Genomic DNA, 20,491 nt, shown 5'->3' with positions numbered 1-20,491 from the left:
TGCCCTAGCGGCGGGTCGGCTCCCCGGCAACGGAGGCGAGGATGGTCCCGAGCTGGAAGCCGGTGGCGGCCGCATCGAGCGAGAGGCGCGGCGCCAGCGCGCAGGTCTCGCGCACGCGGGCGTAGGCATCGAGGGCGCGCCCCTGCCCGTTTCCGCTCAGGCTGCGCGCTTCCCGAGCGACGAGGGCGGGCAGCAGCTCCAGGAAGGCGGCGTAGCGCGGTGCCGCACCCCGGCCGCCGAGCGCCGTGGCCAGCTTGCTCCGCTTGAGATTGGTCGCGTCGCCGGTGCGGAGGATGTCGAGCGCCTGCGCTTCCAGCGGGGCGAGGTCGAGTTCGTGATAGTTGAGCGCGCGGCCGACCGATCCGCCGGCCAGCGGCACCAGCCCGGCCCGCTCGGCGGCGCTCGCCTCCGGCAGGGCCTGGGCCAGCGCTGCCGCCATGGCGTCATCGTCGAGCGTCTGGAACTCCAGCCGGCGGCAGCGCGAGCGGATGGTGGGAAGAAGCCGGCCGGCGGCATGGCTGACGAGGAAGAAGACGCTCCTGGCCGGCGGCTCCTCAAGCATCTTCAGCAGGGCGTTGGCGGCCGAGCGCTCTAGATCGTCGGCGCTGTCGATCACCACCGCGCGCCACTCGGACAGCGCCGGGGTGGCCGCGAACAGCCCGGCGAGCTCGCGCACCTGGTCGACCGTGATGTTGCGGGCCAGCCCAGTGCCGCTCTTGTTCTCCAGCCGCTCGAGCAGGCGGAAATCGGGATGGCTGCCGGCTGCCATCAGCCGGGCGATGCGGTGCTCGGGGGGCGTGGCGAGGCCCGGGAGGCCAACCGGCGGGCCGGCCGCGTCGGCCAGCAGCCGGGTCGCCGCCTGCACCGCGAACAGCGCCTTGCCGACCCCGCGCGGCCCCGACAGCAGCCAGGCGTGATGGAGCGCGCCGCTTTCCCGCGCGGCGACGAAGCTTTCGACCGCGCGGTCCTGGCCGATGATGATGGAGGGCGTGTCCCCGGACATGGTTTCCGGTTGATAGGTGCGCGGCGGCGGCTGGCAAGCCCCCGCGCGGTCAGTTCTTCGCCGGGCGCAGCGGCATCGAGCGGAGCCGCTGACCGCAGGCGGCGAACACCGCATTGGCAAGCGCCGCGGCGGTCGGTCCCTGCGCCGCCTCACCGGTGCCGAGGAAGGGCTGGCCGGGACGGTCGATGACCTCGACCGTGACCGCGCGCGGAACGCCGTCGAAGCGGAGGATCGGGTAGCTGCTCCAGTCGAAGGCGGTGCGCCCGGCGGCGGTATAGGGCGCCTGCTCGACGCTCGACCAGCTCAGCGATTGGACGATCCCGCCCTCGATCTGGTTGCGGATGCCGTCGGGGTTGACCGCCTCCCCGCTGTCGACCGCGGCGACCGCCCGGTGGACGGTCAGGCGCCCCGTCTCGCGTTCGACCTCCACGTCCATCGCGATCGCGCAATAGGCGCCGAGGTTCTTGTAGCGGGCGAAGGCGAAGCCGGCGCCGCGGTTGGGGGCGCGGCGGTTGGCGGACCAGCCGAAGCGCTGCGCCGCCTTCTCGATCACCGCCCGGCCGCGCGCGTCGGTCAGGTGGGCGAGCCGGTAGGCAACGGGATCGTGGCCGGTCCCGTGCGCCAGCTCGTCGATGAAGCTCTCGATCGCGAACACGTTCATGTGCGCGCCGAGCGAGCGCAGCGCCGAGACCCGCATCGGCATGTCGGGGAGGAAGTGCGAGACGACCCGGGCATTGGGGAAGGCATAGAGCGGGACCGAGTTGCGGTCACCGCCGCCCTCGGGCTGCGGGATCGGCTTGACCGGGGTTGGCTGGAACCCTTGGTCGACCTCCTGGCCCGCCAGCAGGTCCCCGGCCTTCGCCGGCCGCGTGCTGTGGGTGTTGCTCCACACCTGATGCTCCCAGGCGGCAATGCGGCCGGTGGCATCGACCCCGCCGCGCATCCGGACGAGCTGGGCCGGGCCCATCGGCTCCCACCCATGTTCCTGCTCGCGGCTCCACTGGAGGCGGACCGGGCGACCGGGAACGCCGATGGCGGCGAGCGCGGCGTCGGCGGCAACGTCGTCCGCGCCGTTGTGCCCGTAGCAGCCCGCCCCCTCGGCATGGATGCAGCGGATTCGCTCCTTGGGGAGGGAGGTCAGCTCGGCCAGCGCGCCGCGCAGGGGCTCGACGCCCTGGGTGTGGGTCCAGACGGTGAGTTGCCCGTCGCGGAACAGTGCGAGCGCGCAGGACGGCCCGATCGAGCCATGCATCAGCCACGGCCGGCTGTAGTCGGCGGCGAGGCTGCGGGTGGGAACCAGCGCCGGATCGGCATGACGGTCGAGGATGGTCGAGGGCTGGTCGCGAAGTCCGGTCAGTATTTGCGACAGCGACCCCGACGGGACCCGGCCCGTCGGCGCCGAGCGGATCTGCCCGGCAAGGCGGAGCGCCCGCACCAGCGGCCATTCGCGCGGGCCCAGCATGGCGACGAAGCGGCCGCGGGTGACGACCTGCTCGACCCCGGGGAGCCGGCGCAGCGCGTCGACATTGGGAAAGAGCCGGGTGCCCGAATGCGGCCCGCGCACCACCCGGGCGTGGAGCATGTCGGGGAAGCTGAGGTCGTGGACATAGGCCGGCGCGCCGGTGAGCTTGCCGGGAATGTCGACCCGCGGCACGTCGCGGCCGATGAAGTGCCGCCCTTCCATCCGCTTGCGCGGCACCCCTGGCCGGGCGGGAACGTGAAGCGAGACGCTCCGGGCCAGCTCGGCATAGCTGACCGAGCGCGAACCGCCGTCGAGCACCGTCCCGCGCCGGGTCCTGACCGCGGTGATCGGGAGGTTCCAGCGCTGCGCCGCCTGTTCGGCGAGCAGGTAGCGGACGTTGGCCGCGGCGTTGGCGATGGCGGTGCCGCTGTCCTGCAGCGTGTGGCTGCCCGCGGTCACCCCCTCGTTGGGGGTGCGCGCGGTATCGGCGGTGACCAGCGTGACCTGCTCGAGAGGGATGTCCAGCTCGTCGGCGGCGAGCTGGGTCAGCGCAGTCTTCATGCCCTGGCCCAACTCGGCCTTGCCGGTGAAGACGGTCGCCCGCCCCTCCCCGTCGATCCGGATCCAGCTGTCGAGCGCGGGGAACTTGGCGAGGTCGCCGGGCAGGTCGGGGCGGACCTTCTGGGGCTCGCCCCCGCCCTGCTGCTCGCCGCCGCCGCTCCCCGCCTGCTGCGCCAGCGCGGGTCCGGCGAGGGAGAAGAGAACGGTGATGCCGGCGCCGGCCAGCACCTCGCGCCGGGTTGCCGCCGTCATGACGTCGGCTCCGCCGGGTCGGTGACGCCGCCGCCCATCGCCTTGGCCGCGCGCCGGACCGCGCGCAGGATCCGCATGTGGGTGCCGCAGCGGCAGAGCGAGGGCTGCATCGCCGTCCGCAGCAGCGCCTCGCTGGGCGTCGTGGTCTGGCGGAGCAGCGCCTCGGCGCGCGCGATCATGCCGGGGATGCAGTAGCCGCACTGCGCCGCCTGCTCGGCGATGAAGGCCTGCTGTACCACCCCGGGCGTTTCCGCGGTGCCGAGACCCTCGACCGTCGTCACCCGGCGACCGGCGAGCAGCGCCACCGGGGTGATGCAGGAGAAGGCCGCCTCGCCGTCGACCAGCACGGTGCAGGCGCCGCACTGGCCCAGCCCGCAGCCGAACTTGGCGGCATGGAGCTTGAGGTCGTCGCGAAGCACGTAGAGCAGGGGCGTCGAGGGATCGACATCGACCTGCCGCTCGGCGCCGTTGACGTTGAGGTGGATCATGGCGCCTTGCCCTTCCGGGCGCGGCCGACCGCCCGCTCGAGGTTCGGCCAGTCGGGTCCCGTGCCCCACCGCGCCTTCATGTAGCCGACCAGCTCCGCCACCTGCGCATCGGTCAGCGAGGCGGCGAAGGACGGCATGATCGGCCCGGTCCGGCCGAGCGGCGGCGCCAGCCCCTTGAGGATGATCTGGATCGTGTCGGCCGGGTTGTCCTCGTGGAGCGGACTGCCGAGCGGCAGCGCGGGGCGGCCGTCCTGAACCATCATCGGCGCGCCTTCGCCGTGACAGGCGGCGCAGGCGCCGGCGAAGGTGGCGGCGCCGAGCGGGTGGGCGCGGGCGGCCGCCTCGGCGCGGTCGGGGAGCTGCGGCTCGGCCCTGCTCGCCCGCGCGTCGCGGAGCGTCCGGGCGTAGTAGGTGGCGAGCGCGGCGACCTCGCGCGGGTCGGCGGTGGCGAGGTTGTGCGGGACGGCGTTCATCGGCCCGGCGGCCGCCGCGTGGCTGCGGCTGAGCCCGGTGGCGAGATATTCGGCGAGCCGCGGCTGGGTCCAGGCGCGCACCGCGGGCGAGGTCGAGCCGAGCGGCGGCGCGTACCAGCCCTCGACGAAGGCGCCGGCAAAGGGTTTGTTCTTGAGTTCCTGGCCGAGGCGCCCACGCGGAGTGTGGCAGCCGCCGCAGTGCGCCAGCGCCTCGCCGAGGTAGGCGCCGCGGTTCCACGCCGCCGACTGGCCGGCGTCGGGGCTCCAGTGCGCGGGGCGGAAGAAGAGCAGCTTCCACCCGGCGATGAACGGCCGGAAGCGCAGCGGCAGGAACAGCCCGTTGGTGCGGTTCTCGGCGCGGACCGGCGTCCGGGTCATTAGATAGGCGTAGAGCGCGCGAAGCTCGCGATCCTGGAGCGCGCTGAAATGGTCGTAGGGAAAGGCCGGGTAAAGGTGCGAGCCGTTGCGGGCGACGCCCTCGCGCATCGCCCGGGCGAAGGCGAGATAGGACCAGCGGCCGATCCCGGTGTCCGGATCGGGGGTGATGTTGGTCCCGTAAATCGTCCCGAACGGCGAAACGACGCCATAGCCGCCGGCGAATGGCTTGCCGCCGCCCGGCGCCTGGTGGCAGCTGATGCAGTTGCCGACCGCCGCGAGGTCCTTGCCGTAAGCGACCTCGGCCGGGGCGAAGCTCGCCGCCGGCGGGGGTGCCTCGGCCGCGATCGCGGGCCGGTGCGCCCAGACCAGGAAGACCACGAACAGCAGGGCGATGAGGAGCAGACCCCATCCCCACCACGGCAGTCCGCGTCGCCTCGCCCGAGTGGCTAGCAACGGCGGATCCGAATGGCGTTGTGAGGAAGACCGGGCACGGACCATCAAAGCCGCGCGGAGGCATGGGGTTCCGAGCCGTCGCTCGGTCGTCAGCCTGGCGTAATCTGCTGGGCCGGGAGCAGGTCGGCGAGCGCGGTCATCAGCCGCTCGGTCACCGCCTCCGGCGCGCCGTGCGCGTCGATGCAGCGGATCCGCTCCGGCTCTTCCCCGGCGAGGCCGCGGAAGGCTGCGGCGACGGCGTCATGATAGTCCGCGGGGCGGCCACCAATCCTGTCCGGCGCGTCATTGTCGCGCGCCCGCGCCCGCTCGGCTCCGTCGCTGAGCGCCAGCACCAGCGTCCGGTCGGGCAGCGTGCCGCCCAGCCCGAACAGGTTGATCGCCCGCACCCGGTCGGTGCCGAGCCCGCCCGCCCCGCCCTGGTAGGCGAGCGAGCTGTCGAGGAAGCGGTCGCACAGCACCCAGGCGCCGCGCTCCAGCGCCGGGCGGATCGTCTTGGCGACATGGTCGGCGCGGGCGGCGGCGAACAGCAGCGCCTCGGCCTCCGCCGTCCAGCGCTCCTCCGGGCCGCCGAGCAGCAGCGCGCGGATCATCTCCGCGCCCTCGCTCCCGCCCGGCTCGCGGGTGGTCACGACTTCCAGCCCGAGGGCGCGCAGCGCCTCGGCGAGGGCGCGGGCCTGAGTCGACTTGCCGACCCCCTCCCCGCCCTCGAGCGTGATGAAGCTGCCGCGCACCGCCAGGGGCGTCAGGCCATGCCGACGAGCTGCTTGAAGCCGAGCCACAGGCGGCCGAAGAAGCCGGCGCGGCCGACCTCGTCCCCGGCCACCAGCGGCACGCTGGCGGTGCTGGTGTCGGTCGTCACCACCAGGTCGGCGACGTGTGCCCCCTTGGCGATCGGCGCCACCAGCGGCCCGTTGTAGCGGATCTTCATGTTCTTGACGCCGCCCCCCAGCCCGGCCGGCAGGGTCAGCGCGATCTTGTTCTCGGCGACCAGCGGCACGCTCGCGGCGCTGCCCAGCTGGACCTGCGCGTCGCCGACATTGGCGCCCTTGTCGAACAGCGGCTTGGACTGCCAGGCGTTGAAGCCCCACTGCATCAGCCTGACCGACTCCTCGATCCGCTGGTTGAAGCTGTTGAGCCCGGCGACGACCATGATCAGCCGCCGCCCGTTCTGCTCGGCCGACCCGGTGAAGCCGTAGCCCGCCTCCTCGGTATGGCCGGTCTTGAGCCCGTCGGCGCCGGCGACCTTGCCGAGGATCGGGTTGCGGTTGTCCTGCTTGATGTCCGCGCCCGATCCGAGCGTCTTGCCCCAGGTGAAGCTCGGCTGCGCGTAGAACTGCTTGTAGAGCTTGGGATGATGCTCGATCTCGGCGCGGGCGAGGGTCGCGAGGTCGCGCGCGGTGACGTAGGTGACGCCATTGTCGGGCCAGCCGTTGGCGGTTCCGAAATGGCTGTTCTTGAGGCCGAGGCGCCCGGCCCAGTCGTTCATCTGGTTGACGAAGGCGGGCTCCGTCCCGGCGATGCACTCGGCCAGCACGACCGAGGCGTCGTTGCCCGACAGCGTGACGATGCCGTGCAGGAGGTTCTCGACGCTGACCTGCTCGTTAGGCGAGAGGAACATGGTCGAGCCGGCCTGCGGGCCGTGCCACTTGGCCCAGGTTTCCGGCCGCACGGTGCACATCTTGTTCAGCGGCAGCTCGCCCTTGTCGATCAGCTCGAAGGCGACGTCGGTGGTCATCATCTTGGCCATCGAGGCCGGGGGCATGCGGACGTCCGCTCCCTTGTCGAGGAGCACCGCGCCCGACGACAGGTCGATCAGGAAGGCGACCCGCGCGGGCGTGTCGAACGGCGGCGCGGCCGGGGCGGCCGCCGGGGCAGCGGAGGCGAGCAGGAACGGCAGGACGGCGGTGCTGAGCAGGTGGGCACGCATGATCGGGTGATGAATCCTCGGCTGGACTGGACCAGCGAAGCTTAGCCGCGCGCGATGGCGTCCGCCAGCAGCCCGACCGAAAGCGCGTAAAAATTCGAGCAGTTGTAGTCGAGGATGACACGGTAGTTCTGGCTGAGCAGATAGGCCGTCGACCCCGGCCCGTCGGGCTCGATCAGGCTCGCCATCTCGCTGTCGGGAAGTGTGCGCCCGGTCGGCACCACGCCGAGCGCGCGCCATTCGCGCATGGTCATCCAGCGGCTGTGCCGAGCATAGACGCGCTCGCACCGCGGCGACTTCAGCCGCGTCGCCACCGCCGAGCGGTTGAACCCGGCCGGAACCCGCGCCGCCACGCCCCAGTGGACGTTGGGCTTCCATCCGGCATCGCGGAAATAGTTGGCGATCGAGGCGAGCGCGTCGGCCTCGTTGGTCCAGATGTTGGCATAGCCGTCGCCGTCGCCGTCCACCCGCAGCCGCTGGACGATGGTCGGCATGAACTGCGGATAGCCGGTCGCTCCGGCCCAGCTGCCCTTCAGCCGGTCGCGCGCGACGCCCTGGTCGAGCAGGCGCATGGCGGCGACGAACTCGTCCTCGAAAAAGCCGCGGCGGCGCCCGTCGTAGGCGAGACTGGCAAGCGACTGGAGCAGGTCGAACCCGCCGGTCACCCGGCCGTAGCTGGTCTCGTGCCCGAAGATCGCCATCAGCACCTGCGGCTCGACCCCGTAGCGGGTCTGGATGCGCGAGAGCTGCGGCCACAGCGCCGAGTAGCGGGCCTGCCCGCGGCTGATGAGGTCGGCGGTGACATGCTCGCGGCGATAGGGCGCGAACGGCGGCGTCGAGTTGGGATTGCCGACCTGCCCCGGCTGGCCGCGGTCGAGCTGGATGACCCGGCTGTTGAGCTGCAGCGTCGGCACGACCGCCTGGATCGTCGCCTCGCGCACCCCCGCCGAGCGGGCCAGCGCGCCCAGCCGGTTGCGATAGGCGGCAAACCCGCCGGGATAGCCGAACCCGGCCGAGGCGGTCGGAGTGGCGGGAATAGCGCTCGCCGGGCGTGGCTGGGCTTCCGGCAGCGGCGCCAGCGGATCGACCTGGGCGACGGCCTGGGTCAGCGCGAGCGAGGCCGCAACCGCCACGGCTGCGCCCTTGATCACTCGCCTCGTCACGCGCTTCACCCCGTACCTACTCCCTTTTCCGAACGCCCCGCCCCGTCCCCTCGTTGCGGCGGACGGTTGCCTTTCTTCCTGCCCTAACCGATAGGCGAGGCAAGCTGAACGCTCCGCTTATGCGGCGAACGGCAGCGGAGAGGTGGCCGAGTGGTTTAAGGCAGCGGTCTTGAAAACCGCCGTGGGTTCACGCTCACCGTGGGTTCGAATCCCACCCTCTCCGCCACGGCGATGGCGCATAAAGGCCATTTCCGACATCCGCGCGATCGTCCTGCGGTCCGGCACGACACGAAGGCCGACCCGCTCTGCGCATCTCCGGTCGAGCCCTTGCCCACGCGCGGCAAGGACGACGGACGCGCTTGGAAGCCGACCGCCATCGTGCCACGGCGGGACAGGAAGGAATGGCGGCTGCGCCGGGTCCGACCAGCTGCTACCGCAAATCCATCCTGACGGTTCGTGACCGTCGCTCGTGCCGAAGGAACCACCCGCTGTCCGCTCTCCACCCCTCTGGGACCCGGTCCGTGACCGAAGGGCTGGTCGGCTGAGCGAGCTCGACCCGCCGGCCGCCCCGCCCCCGGCTGCGCCGGCGGCGCGCCTCAGCGCCTGGGCGGTGGGCAAGGCCGCGCTGTGGTCGGTCGGCAATGCCGCCACCTCGCAGGGCCTGTCGCTGCTCGCCTTTCTCATCACCGCACGGATCATCAGCCCGGCCGCCTTCGGCCTCGTCGCCATCGCCACGCTGATTGTCGAGGTCTCGAAGCGACTGGTGGTCGAGCCGCTGGCGATCCGCCTGATGTCGCTCCCCGACCCGAGCGAGGACGAGTATAACGAGTTCTTCTCCTCGATCGTGCTCCTCTCCGGGCTCGGGTCGGCGGCGATCTTCCTCCTCGCCTATCCGATCGCCTGGATCCTTCGCGAGCCGCCGCTGGCCCCGGTCGTCGAGCTGATCGCGGTGGTGCTGTTCGGCACCGGTCTGTGGCGCTCGCACGAGATCTGGTATTCCAAGCGCTTCGAATATCATGCGCTGGCGGTGCGCTCGTCGATCGCCTCGGCGTTCGGCGGCGCGACCGGGATCGGCATGGCGCTGGCCGGTTTCGGCGTCTGGAGCCTCGTTGCTCAGCAGCTCGTCAGCACGGCGGTGACGGTGGTGCTGCTCGTCTTTCTCAGCCCGTGGCGGCCGCGCCTGCGCTTCCACCTCGGCCACACGCGGCGGCACCTCGGCTCGGCCCGCCACCTCGCGCTGATCAACGTGCTCAACTTCGTCGGCTACGAGGCCGACGTCTTCTTCATCACCTATTATCTCGGGTCGACCGCGGCGGGCATCTACAGCGCGGCCAAGCGGCTGATGCTGGCCGCCAACCTGATCATCGTCAGCTCGACCGGCAGCGTGATCCTCGCCCTCTTCTCGCGCGGCAGCGAGAACCCCGCCGCCTACCAGCGGCTGCTGAACTCGCTGCTGGTGGTCGGGCTGGTCTTCTTCCCCGTCTTCGTCGGCCTGTCGCTGCTCGGCACTGACGTCATCGCCCTGCTGCTCAACAAGAAGTGGCTGGCCTCGGGCGCGATCCTCTCCATCCTCGCCCTGTCCACGCTCGGCCAGGGCATGGCCTCGCTGGTGACCAACTACCTCATCGCCGCGCGCGCCGACCGCCAGTTCACCGCGGTGGTGCTGGGCGGGGCCGTCGCGACCGTCTGCGTGCTGCCGCTGCTGGCCCATGTCAGCGCGCGCGGGGTCGCCTTCGGCGTGGCGGCGATCACCTGGAGCTCGCTCGTCGCGCTCTGCATCGCCGCGGCGGCGCGCGAGGGTCGCTCGGTGCTGGCGATGCTGAAGGCGCTGGCACTCCCCGCTGCCGGCGCCGGGGCGATGACTGCGGCCTATCTCCTTCTGCCCTTCCACGCGGCGCCGCTGCTGCGGCTGCTGCTGCTCCCGCCGCTGCTGCTTGCGGTGTTCGCCGTCACTGTGACGCTGCTCGGCTATCCCGAGATGAAGCGGCTGGTTTCCATCGCCCGCCGCCGCGGCCGCGACGCACCGGACGGCTGATCCGTTTAGATCAGCCCGCCGCGCGTTCGGTTGCTCGCCCGCCGGCCATCTTGGCGCTCAGCTTCCGCAGCAGCCGGCCATAGCCCAGCATCAGTTTGAAGTTGGCCGCATAGTCGAGCGCGTAGACGAGGCCGCGGTCGCGATAGTGGATCGGCCTGGCCGGCCGCAGCCCGACCTGCTCCCGGATCGCGCTGAGCACCCGGTATTCGGCCGCGTCGCGGTGGCGGTTGCTGGTGGTCAGGAACTTGCGATGCCCGGTGTAGTGGCGGATCAAGGCATGCCGCCACCCGGCCATGTGCCGCGTCGTCTTCTGCATGTTCCAGCGGAAATCGAGCGGCGTCCAGTCATGCTCGACCGACATGTTGAAGGCGCACTGGTCCGAGCCGACGCAGTCGCGCGGATCATTGCCTTCGGCGTCGTGGCGGTAGGGGCAGCGCGCCTCGTGCGCGACGAGGTTGCGGCGGTAGCGCTCGCGCAGCCCCAGCGCGATCCACCGCTCGCTGCGGATGAAGATGACGCCGGAGTTAAAATAGTCGGACGACACGCCGGTCCGCTCGGTGTGGCCGATCAGGTCCTGCTCCCAGAACGGCATGTAGGAGAGGAAGTTGTAGACCCCGGCGAAGCTGGTGGTGAATTCCGGCAGGCTCTCGAACGAACAGGGGCGCATGAACAGCGTGTCGCCGTCGAGGAACACGACGAGGTCATGGCGGGGTGCCACCGCGTCGATCGCGTCGGCCTTCAGCAGCGAGGCCGGGCTGATATGCTCGTGGAGCTGGACCTCCTCGTGGCTGGGATCGCGGCTGGCGAGCGGAACGACCTCGATCCTGTGCCCGACCTTGGCGAGATAGGCCGCGAGCGCCGGGTCGAGCGGCTGTTCGTAGCCGACCTGGAACAGGGTGATCGACACCCGCTCCTTGAGGAACAGCGCGAGCGAGGCGATCGAGAAGAGGGTCAGCTCGTGATAGTTGCGGTCGGAGACGTAGACGACGCCGACGGACTTCCCAGCTAGTCGCATGCTACGCCTCTTCCTGCACCCGCGTGCGAAGGCGATACAGAAGCGGGTCGAATCCGCAACCGCACCGAACGGTCCATTCGTCTGCCCTCGTCTGCTGGTCATTGGCAGAAACGCCCGGCCATTGGTCGATGACGTCTCGGCCGAAGGCCCTTTCGGCTCCACAACGGCCCGAATGAAACAGGGGAAATCGCCGGAGCGGCCGTGGCCGCGCACCGGCCTGTCATTGGCGTTGGTGGCGTTCTCGGGCGCGGCTCAGGCCTTCGCCCAGCAGGCGCCGGCAGGGGACCGCCCGGCCCATAGCGCGGGCAGCGCGAGGACGTCGGTCTACGGCCCGGAGTTCTTCGCCCCCTATGCTCCCTCCACCGCGCTCGACATCGTCACCCGCGTTCCCGGCTTCGTGCTCGAGACCGGCAGCACCGACGTGCGTGGCTTCGCCGGCGCGGCGGGCAACGTCGTCGTCAACGGCGCCCGTCCCTCGTCCAAGTCGGAGACGCTCGACGCCCTGCTCGCCCGCATCCCGGCGCGCCGGGTGCAGAAAGTCGAGGTCGGGCCCGGCGATCTCTACGGCTCGGACTATTCCTCCAAGACGCAGGTGCTCAACATCATCCTTGCGGCCGAGGGCGGGCTCGACGGCAGCGTCAAGGGCAAGCTCACCCGCCTCTACGACGGCCGCCTGGTGCCCGACCTCGAGGGAAATGCCCTGTGGCGGCGCGGCAAGCACAGCTTCAGCGTCGCCGCCGGTACCGGCACCAACACGACGCAGGAGGAAGGCTACGACCGGGTCACGGTCGCGGGCAGCGGCGAGCCGATCGAGTATCGGCGCAAGGTCAACCGCTACAAGCAGCCCGCTCCCTTCCTCGCGGCGAGCTGGAGCTTCGAACCGGGCGGCAACCGGGCGGCCCACGTCAACCTGCGCGCCCAGCCGGGCAAGTTCGACCTGCTTCAGACCAACCATGTCGTGCCGGTCGCCGGCCCCGAGCGCGACGACCGGCTGATCGAGCAGTACAAGGTCCCCGCCTATGAGCTTGGCGGCGATGTCAGCCAGCCGCTGGCCGGCGGGACGATCAAGCTGGTCGGCCTCGCCACGCGGCGGCGCAAGACCGCGCTGGACGCCTACTACAATCGGATCGACGAGCGGATCGTCGGCGGGTTCGAGCAGAACAGCCGCTCGCGCTACGACGAGAGTCTGGCGAGGCTCGGCTGGACCCGGTCGAATCTCGCCGGCATGGCGGTCGAGCTGGGCAGCGAAGTGGCGCTCAACAAGCTCACCTACGGCACGAGCCTGGCCGCCTTCGACGAGGTTGGCAACCGCACCATCGTCGAGCTGCCGCTCAGCAACGCGGTGGTGAAGGAGGTGCGGACCGAGAGCTTCGTCAACGCCGGCCGCCAGGTCTCGCGCGCGGTCCGGGTCGATGCCCGGCTCGCCTATGAGACCTCGCGGCTGACGGTGTCGGGCGATGCCGAGGCGCGGCGTTCGCTCGGCTTCCTCAAGCCCAGCCTCACCCTCGACCTGCAGCCCGGCGGCGGCTGGCACGCGCAGCTGATCGCCCGCCGTACCGTCGCGCAGCTCGACTTCTACGACTTCGTGTCGAGCGCCGACCTCGCCGCAGGCCGGGTCAACGGCGGTAATGCCGACCTCGAGCCGCAACGCGCCTGGGAGTTCCGCGCCACCGCAGACCACAAGCTGCTCGGCGACGGGCAACTGCGCGTCGAGGTTGGCCACGACCGGATCAGCAAGGTCCAGGACCGGATCCTCACCGAAGACGGCTTCGACGCGCCCGGCAACCTGGGCAGAGGAACGCGGAGCTTCGTCGACCTGACGCTCGACGCGCCGCTCGGCCGCTGGTGGAAGGGGCTGCGCGGCAAGGCCAACGCCACCTTCCAGCGAACCCGCGTCGACGACCCCATCAGCGGCGACCCGCGCCGCTTCAGCGGCTTCTGGCCCGACTGGCAGTGGAGCCTCGAGCTGCGCCGCGATCGCGGCCGTTGGGCGTATGGCGGGACCCTCGCCGATCGCCAGGGCACCACGCTGTTCCGCACCGACATGATCGAGCGGGTGTGGAATGTCGGCCCCTATGCCACCGCGTTCGTCGAGTACCGCCCCGACCCGCTCACCACGGTGCGGCTGGACGTCGACAATCTGCTCGACAGCAAGGTCCATCGACTGAGAAACTTCTACTTTCCCAATCGAGCGGTGCCGCTGTCGGGGGTCGACGAGTTCGCGCAGCGCAACATCCACCCGAGCTTCACCCTGTCGCTGCGGCGGAGCCTGGGCGGCGGCGGGGTGGCGAAGCCGGCTCCGGCCCGCTAAGGGCAGCGGCGAAATCTTCACCCCTTGCCGGAGCCTTTCGCCGTGGCCGAACCCGCCATCCTGCCGTTCAACTGGGCCGACCCGTTCGATCTCGAGCATCAGCTGACCGACGAGGAACGGCTCGTCCGCGACACCGCCGAGGGCTATGCGCAGGAGAAGCTGCTTCCGCGCGTCAAGGACGCCTATCTGCACGAGCGGTTCGACCGCGAGATCATGAGCGAGATGGGCGAGCTCGGCCTGCTCGGCCCGACCATCCCCGAGGAGTTCGGCGGCGCCGGGCTCGGCTATGTCGCCTATGGCCTGATCGCTCGCGCGGTCGAGCGGGTCGACAGCGGCTATCGCTCGGCGATGAGCGTCCAGAGCTCGCTCGTCATGTACCCGATCCACGCCTATGGCTCGGACGAGCAGCGGCGGAAGTATCTCCCGGGTCTCGCGCGCGGCGAGCTGGTCGGCTGCTTCGGGCTGACCGAGCCGGACGCCGGATCCGACCCTGGCGGCATGCGGACCCGCGCCGAGAAGGTCGACGGCGGCTATCGCATCTCCGGCACCAAGATGTGGATCAGCAACTCGCCGATCGCCGACGTCTTCGTGATCTGGGCCAAGTCGGACGCGCACGGCGGCAAAATCCGCGGCTTCGTCCTCGACAAGGGCATGAAGGGCCTGTCCGCGCCGCAGGTGAAGGAGAAGCTCTCGCTTCGCGCCTCGATCACCGGCGAGGTGGTGATGGACGGGGTTGAGGTCGGCGAGGACGCGCTGCTGCCCAACGTCGAGGGGCTGAAGGGTCCGTTCGGCTGCCTCAACCGCGCCCGCTACGGGATCGGCTGGGGCTCGATGGGTGCGGCAGAGGCCTGCTTCCACGCCGCGCGCCAGTACACGCTCGACCGCAAGCAGTTCGGCCGTCCGCTCGCCGCCACCCAGCTCGTCCAGCTCAAGCTCGCCAACATGGCGACCGAGATCGCGCTCGGGCTGCAGGCCGCGCTTCGCGTCGGGCGCCGGCTCGAGGCGGGTGAGCTGGTCCCCGAGACGATCAGCCTCATCAAGCGCAACAATGTCGGCAAGGCGCTCGACATCGCCCGGGTCGCCCGCGACATGCACGGCGGCAACGGGATCAGCGCCGAGTTCGGCGTGATGCGCCACGCGGCGAACCTCGAGACGGTCAACACCTACGAGGGCACCCACGACGTCCACGCGCTGATCATGGGCCGCGCGATTACCGGGCTGGCAGCCTTCTAGGCGGCGACGGGCGCGGCCGCCGGTCGGCGGCGCTCGAAGACGGTGATCGGGCCGCCATGATAGACGGCGTCGGGCCGGCGCTCGAAGCCGAGCCGCTCGGCCAGCCGGATCGACGCCTGGTTGTCGGGATTGATGATGGCCGGGATGGTGGCCGGGGCGAGGGTCGAATCGATCCACGCCAGCGCCGCCCGGCACGCCTCGCCGGCCATGCCCTCGCCGTGGACGCTCGCATCGAAGATCCAGCCCATCTCGGGCCCGGGCGCGAGCGGCGGCTCGACCGCACGCTCGAAATCGCAGAAGCCGACATGGCCGACCATCCGCCCGTCGTCCCTCCGCTCCACCGCCCAATAGCCATAACCGAGCAGCGGCCACTGACCGACGATCATCATCAGCTTGCGCCAGCTGTCCTCGCGGCTGACCGGCTGGCCGCCGAGATGGCGCATGATGACTGCATCGCCCAGCGTTGCTGCGTAGGCGGCGAGGTCGTCGCGGCGAAATTCGCGGAGGATGAGGCGCCCGGTCTCCAGCCGTGGAGCCGAGCGCTGCACCTTACTTCTTGCCGAGCGTCAGCCCGCCGAAGCGCTTGTTGAAGCGCGCCACCTGGCCGCCGCTGTCGAGCACGCGGGCATTGCCGCCGGTCCAGGCCGGATGCACCGTCGGATCGATGTCGAGGTGGAGGGTGTCGCCCTCCTTGCCGTAGGTGGAGCGGGTCTGGAACTTCGTCCCGTCGGTCATCTCGACGGTGATGAAGTGATAGTCGGGGTGGCTCCCGTTCTTCATGATCTCTTGTCCTTGAGCTCGGCTGGTTTCCGACCAGCCCGGATGCGGAGCGCGCCCTAGCGGACGGGCCGCGGATTGACAAGGCTCGGGCAGGCTCATAGCGGCCCGGCCAGGATCGGGACCCAGGGAAGTCCGGTGCAAGACCGGCGCTGTGCCCGCAACTGTGATCCTTCGCCTCCGACGAGGCGCGGGAGAAGCCAGATCGCTGGCCCGGTCCGTCGTCCGTCTTCGTTGCCGGGACCAGCGGCGGGGCGTGGGCCGGTTCGTGCCCTCCGTGACGACTTCATGTCGTTGCCACGGAGAGACCGTATGTTCGCCGACCTTCCCCCTGCCCCGCCCGCCACCGCCATTGTCGTCACCGCGTCGCGGACGCCCGAGCCGCAGTCGGACAGCGCTGCCAGCGCCACCGTCCTCGACGCGGATACGATCCAGCGTCTCGGCGAGCCGCTCGCCGACAGCCTGCTCCGGCTGACCCCGTCGGCCTCGCTGGCGACCAGCGGTTCGGCGGGGTCGCAGGCCCAGCTCCGGATCCGCGGCGCCGAGGCGAACCACACCTTGCTGTTCATCGACGGGATCCGCGCCAACGACCCCGCCGCCGGCAACGAACCCCGGTTCGAACTGCTCTCGACCGACCTCGCCTCACGGATCGAGGTGGTCCGCGGGCCGCAGTCGGCGCTGTGGGGCTCGGAAGCGATCGGCGGAGTGGTCGCCGTCGACAGCGATCGCAAGGCGGTGACCGCGGCAACGGTTGAGGCCGGTTCGTTCGGCTTCGCCCGTGTCTCCGCCGGCACCGGCTTCGCGCAGGGGCCGCTCAGCGTGGCGCTCGGGGGCGGCTACCAGCGCGCCACCGGGATCGACAGTTTCGGCGGGCCCGGCGGGGACAAGGACGGCTACTGGAACGCCAGTTTCCGCGGCCGCGCCGCACTGACCTTGGGCGGCGGCAACGAGGCGGGCCTGAGTGGTTTCGCGATCCGCGCCCGAAGCGACTTCGACGGCTATAATCCCGTCACTTTCCTTCACGCCGACACGCTCGACAACAGCCACAACCGGCTGAGCGCCGGGCGGGCCTGGCTGTCGCACCAGGACCAGGACTGGAGCGCCAGCCTCTCCGCCTCGCTGCTCGGTTCGACCAACCGCAACGATCTCGGCGACACCTATCTCAACCGCACCGACGCCCGGCGTGCCACCTATGCCGCGCAGGTCTCGCGCCGCTTCGCCACCGGATCGGTCAAGCAGCAGCTCACCGCCGCAGTCGAGCAGGAGAACGAGCGCTACACCGCCTCCGACGCGGTCTACGGCGGCTTCACCGACCAGCGACGCACCCGGCGCCATCGCTCGGTCACGGGCGAGTGGCGGGCCGACTGGACGGGGCGGCTTGTCACCGACCTCGCGCTCCGCCGGGACGCCTTCAACCGCTTCCACGACGCCACCAGCCTGCGCGCCTCGGCGCTTCTAAAGCTGTCCGAGGCACTGGCGCTAACCGCTTCGTATAGCGAGGGAATTGCGCAGCCCACTTTCACCGATCTCTACGGCTTCTTTCCCGGCAGTTTCGTCGGCAATCCGAACATACTCCCGGAGCGCTCCCGCGGGGGCGAGGTTTCGCTGCGCTGGAAGCGGCGGGCCTGGGACGCCTCCGCGACCCTCTATCGCCAGCATCTGAAGGACGAGATCGTCACCCGCTTCGATGGTGCGACCTTCCTCTCCACCACGGCCAATGCCACGGGGCGGAGCCGGCGCGAGGGCGCCGAACTGACCCTCGGCTGGTCTCCCTCATCCGCGCTTCGGCTGAGCGCCAACTATGCCTGGCTCCACGCCACCCAGCAGGTCGAGCCCACCGACACCGCCACCCGTGAGGAGCGGCGGCCGCGGCACAGCGGCGCGGTCCTGCTCGACGGCGCGACCGGCAAGTTCAGCTATGGCGCCTCGCTCGCCTATGTCGGCGTGCGCTTCGACACCGACTTCGACGTCTCCCCGGCCCAGCGGGTGCGGCTCCACGGCTATGCGCTCGTCGGAGCACGGGCCGCCTATGCCCTGAACAGTCGGCTCAATGCCTTCGTCCGCGTCGCCAACGCCTTCGACGCGCGCTACCAGGACGTGGTCGGCTACCGCACCGAGGGGAGGAGCATCGATGCTGGCATCCGCCTTGCTCTGGACCGCTAGGGTCGCTTCGCTCAACCTTTGCGCCGACGAATATCTGCTGCTGCTGGCGCGTCCGCCGGAGATCGCCAGCCTGTCCTACCTCAGCAGTGATCCCGCGGAGTCGGCGCTGTGGCGGCAGGCACGGCCGTTTCCTCGCAACGCCGGCACGCTCGAGACGGCGCTGGCGAGCCGTCCCGATCTCGTGCTCACCATGGGTGGCGGTGGCCGTGCGACCGGGCTGATCGCCCGGCGGCTGGGACTGCGGGTCCTCGACCTGCGCAGTCCGGCCAGCCTGGCGGACGTGGCCGCCAACCTCCGGCAGGTCGCATCCGCGCTCGGTGAACCGGCCCGCGCCAGTAGCCAGATCGCCCGCCTCGCCATGCTTCAGCGGAGCCCGCCGCCGCGCGCCGAGGACGCCATTTTCGTCGCCAACGCGGGCCAGTCGCTGGCGCCGGACAGTCTCGGCGCGCGATGGCTGCGCCTTGCCGGTTTTCGGCAGCGCTCCCTCCCCGGCAATCGGCTGAGCCTCGAGACGCTCGCCGCCAACCCGCCCAAGTGGCTGATCGTCAGCAATTATCGCTCCGACCAGCAGTCGCGCGGGCGGGACTGGCTACGGCATCCGCTGGTGCAGCGCGCGGCCAGCCGCAGGCTCGTTGCCGACGGCCGCCGCTGGACCTGTGCCGGACCGACCATGATCGACGAGGTCGAGCGATTGCGGAGGCGAGGCTGAGCCGCACCGCCGTCCTGCTCGGCCTGGCGTCGCTCCTGCTGGTGGCGGTGCTGGAGCTTTGCGTGCCGCTCGCGCCGTTGCGGGCGCTCGCCCGGCTCGACCCGGCCCTCGCCCGCGAGATCTTCGTCGAGCTTCGGCTCCCGCGGGCCTTGCTTGCGCTCGGCTACGGGGCCGTCCTCGGCATCTGCGGCGCGGCGCTGCAGGCGTTGTTCGCCAATCCCCTAGCGTCACCCGACCTGACCGGCTCCTCCAGCGGCGCGGCGCTGGGGGCGGTGGCTGCAAGCGCCTGGCTCGGCCTCACCGGCCCGCTGGCGCTGGGCTTCGGCGCGGCGACGGGCGCCCTGCTGGCCTTGCTCCTGCTTCTCGCGCTGGCCGGACGCCGCGCCGATCCGCTGACCATGCTGCTGGCCGGGCTCGCGATTAGCCTCGCCGCGGGCGCCGCGACCACGCTGGCACTGGCGCTCGCGCCCTCGCCCTTCGCCTTCTACGAAGCCTTTTCCTGGCTGCTCGGCGACTTCGCCGATCGCAGCCTGGCGCAGGCGGCGGTGCTGCTCCCCGCGGCGGGGGCCTGCGCCCTGCTCCTGGCGCGAAGCCGCGCGCTCGACCGGCTGGCGCTCGGCGAGGACGTCGCCGCCTCGCTCGGGGTGCGCACCGGACGGCTGCGCCGGGAAGTGGTGGTGCTGGTCGCGGTGGCCGTCGGCGCCTGCGTGGCCGTGGGCGGCGCGGTCGGCTTCATCGGCCTGGTCGCCCCCGTGCTCGCGCGGCGCCTGACCCGCGGGCATCCCGGCCGCGCCCTGCTCCCCGCCGGGCTGCTCGGGGCGCTGCTGCTCGGGCTGGCCGACCTGCTGAGCCGGCTGGCGCCGCTCGGCCGCTCGATCCCGCCGGGCGCGATCACCGCGCTGCTCGGCACGCCGCTGTTCCTATGGCTGCTGGTGCAGATGCGCTGGAGGCTGACGCCATGACGGCGCTGCTCGCCGCCGACCGCCTCGAGGTTGCCGGCCGGCTGCAGCCGACGGGGCTGACCCTGTCGGCCGGAGCGCTGGCAGCAGTGATCGGGCCGAACGGCGGCGGCAAGACGAGCCTGCTCCGTGCGCTGGCCGGCATCGATCCCGAGGCGAGCGGGACGGTGCGCGTTGCCGGCGAGGAGCTGGGCCGGGTCGCCCCGGCGCGCCGCCGCCAGCTGCTCGCCTACCTCCCAGCGTCGCGCGACGCGCATTGGCCGATCGCCGCGCAGGACGTGATCGCGCTGGGCCTCGATCGCCCCGATCCCGCCCGCGTCGAGGAGTTGATGGCCGCGCTGGAGGTTTCGCGCTTCGCCGAGCGGCCGCTCGACCGGCTTTCGACCGGAGAGCGCGCCCGCGTGCTCCTCGCGCGGGCCCTGGCCGGTCGGCCGCGCGTGCTGCTGCTCGACGAGCCGCTCGCCAATCTGGATCCCTGGTGGGTGCTGCGAACGCTCGAGCTGCTGGGAGCCGAGGCGGGGCGCGGCGCCGCGGTGCTGGTCGCGCTGCACGACCTTGCGCAGGCGCCACGCTTCGAACGGTTGCTGCTGATGCACGAAGGCCGGGTCACCGCCGACGGCGACCCGGCCCACGTCCTTGATTCCGCAAGCTTCGCCGAAGCCTTCCGACTCGACGCCGTCGAACTCGGCCTCAGGCCTTCGGCGGATCCGCGATCATCGCCGTGAAGTTCGCCTCGGCGGCGAGCTTGCCGTCGACCAGCGCGCGGCCCGCGAACTTGCACACGCTCGAGCGCTTCTGGACGAATTCCACCTCGAGGTGGAGCAGCACGCCCGGCTCGACCGGGACGCGGAACTTCGCGCCGTCAATCGCCATGAAATAGACGAGCTTGCCCGAGCCGGCGAGCCCAAGGCTTTCGACCGCGAGCACGCCGGCGGCCTGCGCCAGCGCCTCGACGATCAGCACGCCCGGCATGATCGGCCGTCCGGGGAAATGCCCCTGGAAGAAGCCCTCGTTGATCGTCACCGCCTTGACGGCGCGGATCCGCTGGTCCCGGACCAGCTCCTCGACCCGATCGACGAGCAGCATCGGGTAGCGGTGCGGCAGCGCCGCCATGACCCGCGTCACGTCGAGC

Annotated in this window: 18 protein-coding genes and 1 tRNA gene; 8 read left to right on the top strand and 11 right to left on the bottom strand. The window is 71.3% G+C overall.

What is annotated here, in order from left to right; all coding sequences use genetic code 11:
- Positions 1-4 precede the first annotated feature (4 nt).
- From HMF7854_RS09795 to HMF7854_RS09765, 7 genes are all read right to left on the bottom strand, one after another.
- Positions 5-1,003 carry a DNA polymerase III subunit delta' gene (locus HMF7854_RS09795; protein ID WP_126718929.1) on the bottom strand — a complete coding sequence of 333 codons (999 nt, stop codon included), beginning with the start codon at positions 1,001-1,003 and terminating at the stop codon, positions 5-7.
- A 49-nt stretch (positions 1,004-1,052) separates the two neighbouring features.
- Entirely contained in the window at positions 1,053-3,278 is a 2,226-nt protein-coding gene (locus HMF7854_RS09790; RefSeq protein ID WP_126718928.1) for a molybdopterin cofactor-binding domain-containing protein, read from the bottom strand.
- The gene (locus HMF7854_RS09785) at positions 3,275-3,766 is read right to left on the bottom strand and encodes a (2Fe-2S)-binding protein (protein ID WP_126718927.1); all 492 of its coding nucleotides are present in this window, start codon (positions 3,764-3,766) and stop codon (positions 3,275-3,277) included. The genes HMF7854_RS09790 and HMF7854_RS09785 overlap by 4 nt, the downstream gene beginning before the upstream one ends.
- The gene (locus tag HMF7854_RS09780) at positions 3,763-5,070 is read right to left on the bottom strand and encodes a cytochrome c (RefSeq protein ID WP_221766428.1); all 1,308 of its coding nucleotides are present in this window, start codon (positions 5,068-5,070) and stop codon (positions 3,763-3,765) included. The genes HMF7854_RS09785 and HMF7854_RS09780 overlap by 4 nt, the downstream gene beginning before the upstream one ends.
- Positions 5,071-5,159: 89 nt before the next feature.
- Positions 5,160-5,801, bottom strand: a complete 642-nt coding sequence (gene tmk / locus HMF7854_RS09775; RefSeq protein ID WP_126718925.1) for a dTMP kinase — start codon at positions 5,799-5,801, stop codon at positions 5,160-5,162.
- A gap of 11 nt (positions 5,802-5,812) precedes the next feature.
- Entirely contained in the window at positions 5,813-6,997 is a 1,185-nt protein-coding gene (locus HMF7854_RS09770) for a D-alanyl-D-alanine carboxypeptidase family protein (protein ID WP_126718924.1), read from the bottom strand.
- A gap of 41 nt (positions 6,998-7,038) precedes the next feature.
- On the bottom strand, positions 7,039-8,157 hold the full coding sequence (locus HMF7854_RS09765; RefSeq protein ID WP_275402005.1) for a lytic murein transglycosylase: 1,119 nt from the start codon (positions 8,155-8,157) through the stop codon (positions 7,039-7,041).
- A 136-nt stretch (positions 8,158-8,293) separates the two neighbouring features.
- Between HMF7854_RS09765 and HMF7854_RS09760 the strand changes: the two genes are divergently transcribed.
- Positions 8,294-8,383: transfer RNA gene (locus HMF7854_RS09760), tRNA-Ser, on the top strand.
- Between the two features lie 243 nt (positions 8,384-8,626).
- Entirely contained in the window at positions 8,627-10,192 is a 1,566-nt protein-coding gene (locus HMF7854_RS09755) for an oligosaccharide flippase family protein (RefSeq protein WP_126718923.1), read from the top strand.
- A gap of 10 nt (positions 10,193-10,202) precedes the next feature.
- Here the strand turns inward: HMF7854_RS09755 and HMF7854_RS09750 are convergent, their stop codons facing one another.
- Entirely contained in the window at positions 10,203-11,207 is a 1,005-nt protein-coding gene (locus HMF7854_RS09750) for a glycosyltransferase (RefSeq protein ID WP_185829235.1), read from the bottom strand.
- A 172-nt stretch (positions 11,208-11,379) separates the two neighbouring features.
- On the opposite strand from HMF7854_RS09750, the gene HMF7854_RS09745 reads away from it, so the two are divergent.
- Together HMF7854_RS09745 and HMF7854_RS09740 are read left to right on the top strand one after the other, a co-directional pair.
- Positions 11,380-13,518 (top strand): TonB-dependent receptor, encoded by a 2,139-nt coding sequence (locus tag HMF7854_RS09745; protein ID WP_126718921.1) that lies wholly within the window; start codon positions 11,380-11,382, stop codon positions 13,516-13,518.
- Positions 13,519-13,560: 42 nt separating this feature from the next.
- On the top strand, positions 13,561-14,751 hold the full coding sequence (locus HMF7854_RS09740; protein WP_239016924.1) for an acyl-CoA dehydrogenase: 1,191 nt from the start codon (positions 13,561-13,563) through the stop codon (positions 14,749-14,751).
- Here the strand turns inward: HMF7854_RS09740 and HMF7854_RS09735 are convergent.
- Both HMF7854_RS09735 and rpmE read right to left on the bottom strand, forming a co-directional pair.
- Positions 14,748-15,299 (bottom strand): GNAT family N-acetyltransferase, encoded by a 552-nt coding sequence (locus HMF7854_RS09735; RefSeq protein WP_126718919.1) that lies wholly within the window; start codon positions 15,297-15,299, stop codon positions 14,748-14,750. The two genes, HMF7854_RS09740 and HMF7854_RS09735, sit on opposite strands and share 4 nt — an antisense overlap.
- Before the next feature lies 1 nt (position 15,300).
- Positions 15,301-15,531 (bottom strand): 50S ribosomal protein L31, encoded by a 231-nt coding sequence (gene rpmE, locus HMF7854_RS09730; RefSeq protein ID WP_126718918.1) that lies wholly within the window; start codon positions 15,529-15,531, stop codon positions 15,301-15,303.
- Positions 15,532-15,840: 309 nt separating this feature from the next.
- Between rpmE and HMF7854_RS09725 the strand changes: the two genes are divergently transcribed.
- The 4 genes from HMF7854_RS09725 to HMF7854_RS09715 are packed head-to-tail and all read left to right on the top strand — an operon-like array spanning position 15,841 to position 20,084.
- Positions 15,841-17,691: a TonB-dependent receptor plug domain-containing protein gene (locus HMF7854_RS09725; protein ID WP_185829234.1), complete on the top strand. Its 1,851-nt coding sequence runs from the start codon at positions 15,841-15,843 to the stop codon at positions 17,689-17,691.
- Positions 17,660-18,400, top strand: a complete 741-nt coding sequence (locus tag HMF7854_RS16055; RefSeq protein WP_239016923.1) for an ABC transporter substrate-binding protein — start codon at positions 17,660-17,662, stop codon at positions 18,398-18,400. Before HMF7854_RS09725 ends, HMF7854_RS16055 begins: the two co-directional genes overlap by 32 nt.
- Positions 18,401-18,441: 41 nt before the next feature.
- Positions 18,442-19,362 (top strand): iron chelate uptake ABC transporter family permease subunit, encoded by a 921-nt coding sequence (locus HMF7854_RS09720; protein WP_239016922.1) that lies wholly within the window; start codon positions 18,442-18,444, stop codon positions 19,360-19,362.
- The gene (locus HMF7854_RS09715) at positions 19,323-20,084 is read left to right on the top strand and encodes an ABC transporter ATP-binding protein (RefSeq protein WP_126718915.1); all 762 of its coding nucleotides are present in this window, start codon (positions 19,323-19,325) and stop codon (positions 20,082-20,084) included. The genes HMF7854_RS09720 and HMF7854_RS09715 overlap by 40 nt, the downstream gene beginning before the upstream one ends.
- Here the strand turns inward: HMF7854_RS09715 and fabZ are convergent.
- The gene (fabZ, locus tag HMF7854_RS09710) at positions 20,050-20,472 is read right to left on the bottom strand and encodes a 3-hydroxyacyl-ACP dehydratase FabZ (RefSeq protein ID WP_239017032.1); all 423 of its coding nucleotides are present in this window, start codon (positions 20,470-20,472) and stop codon (positions 20,050-20,052) included. The genes HMF7854_RS09715 and fabZ overlap by 35 nt on opposite strands.
- Positions 20,473-20,491: the final 19 nt, after the last annotated feature.

This window comes from Sphingomonas ginkgonis (assembly GCF_003970925.1).
Taxonomy (GTDB): Bacteria; Pseudomonadota; Alphaproteobacteria; order Sphingomonadales; family Sphingomonadaceae; genus Sphingomicrobium; species Sphingomicrobium ginkgonis.
Note: the sequence above shows the minus strand (reverse complement) of the source record. Positions and strands in the feature narration are given on the sequence as shown.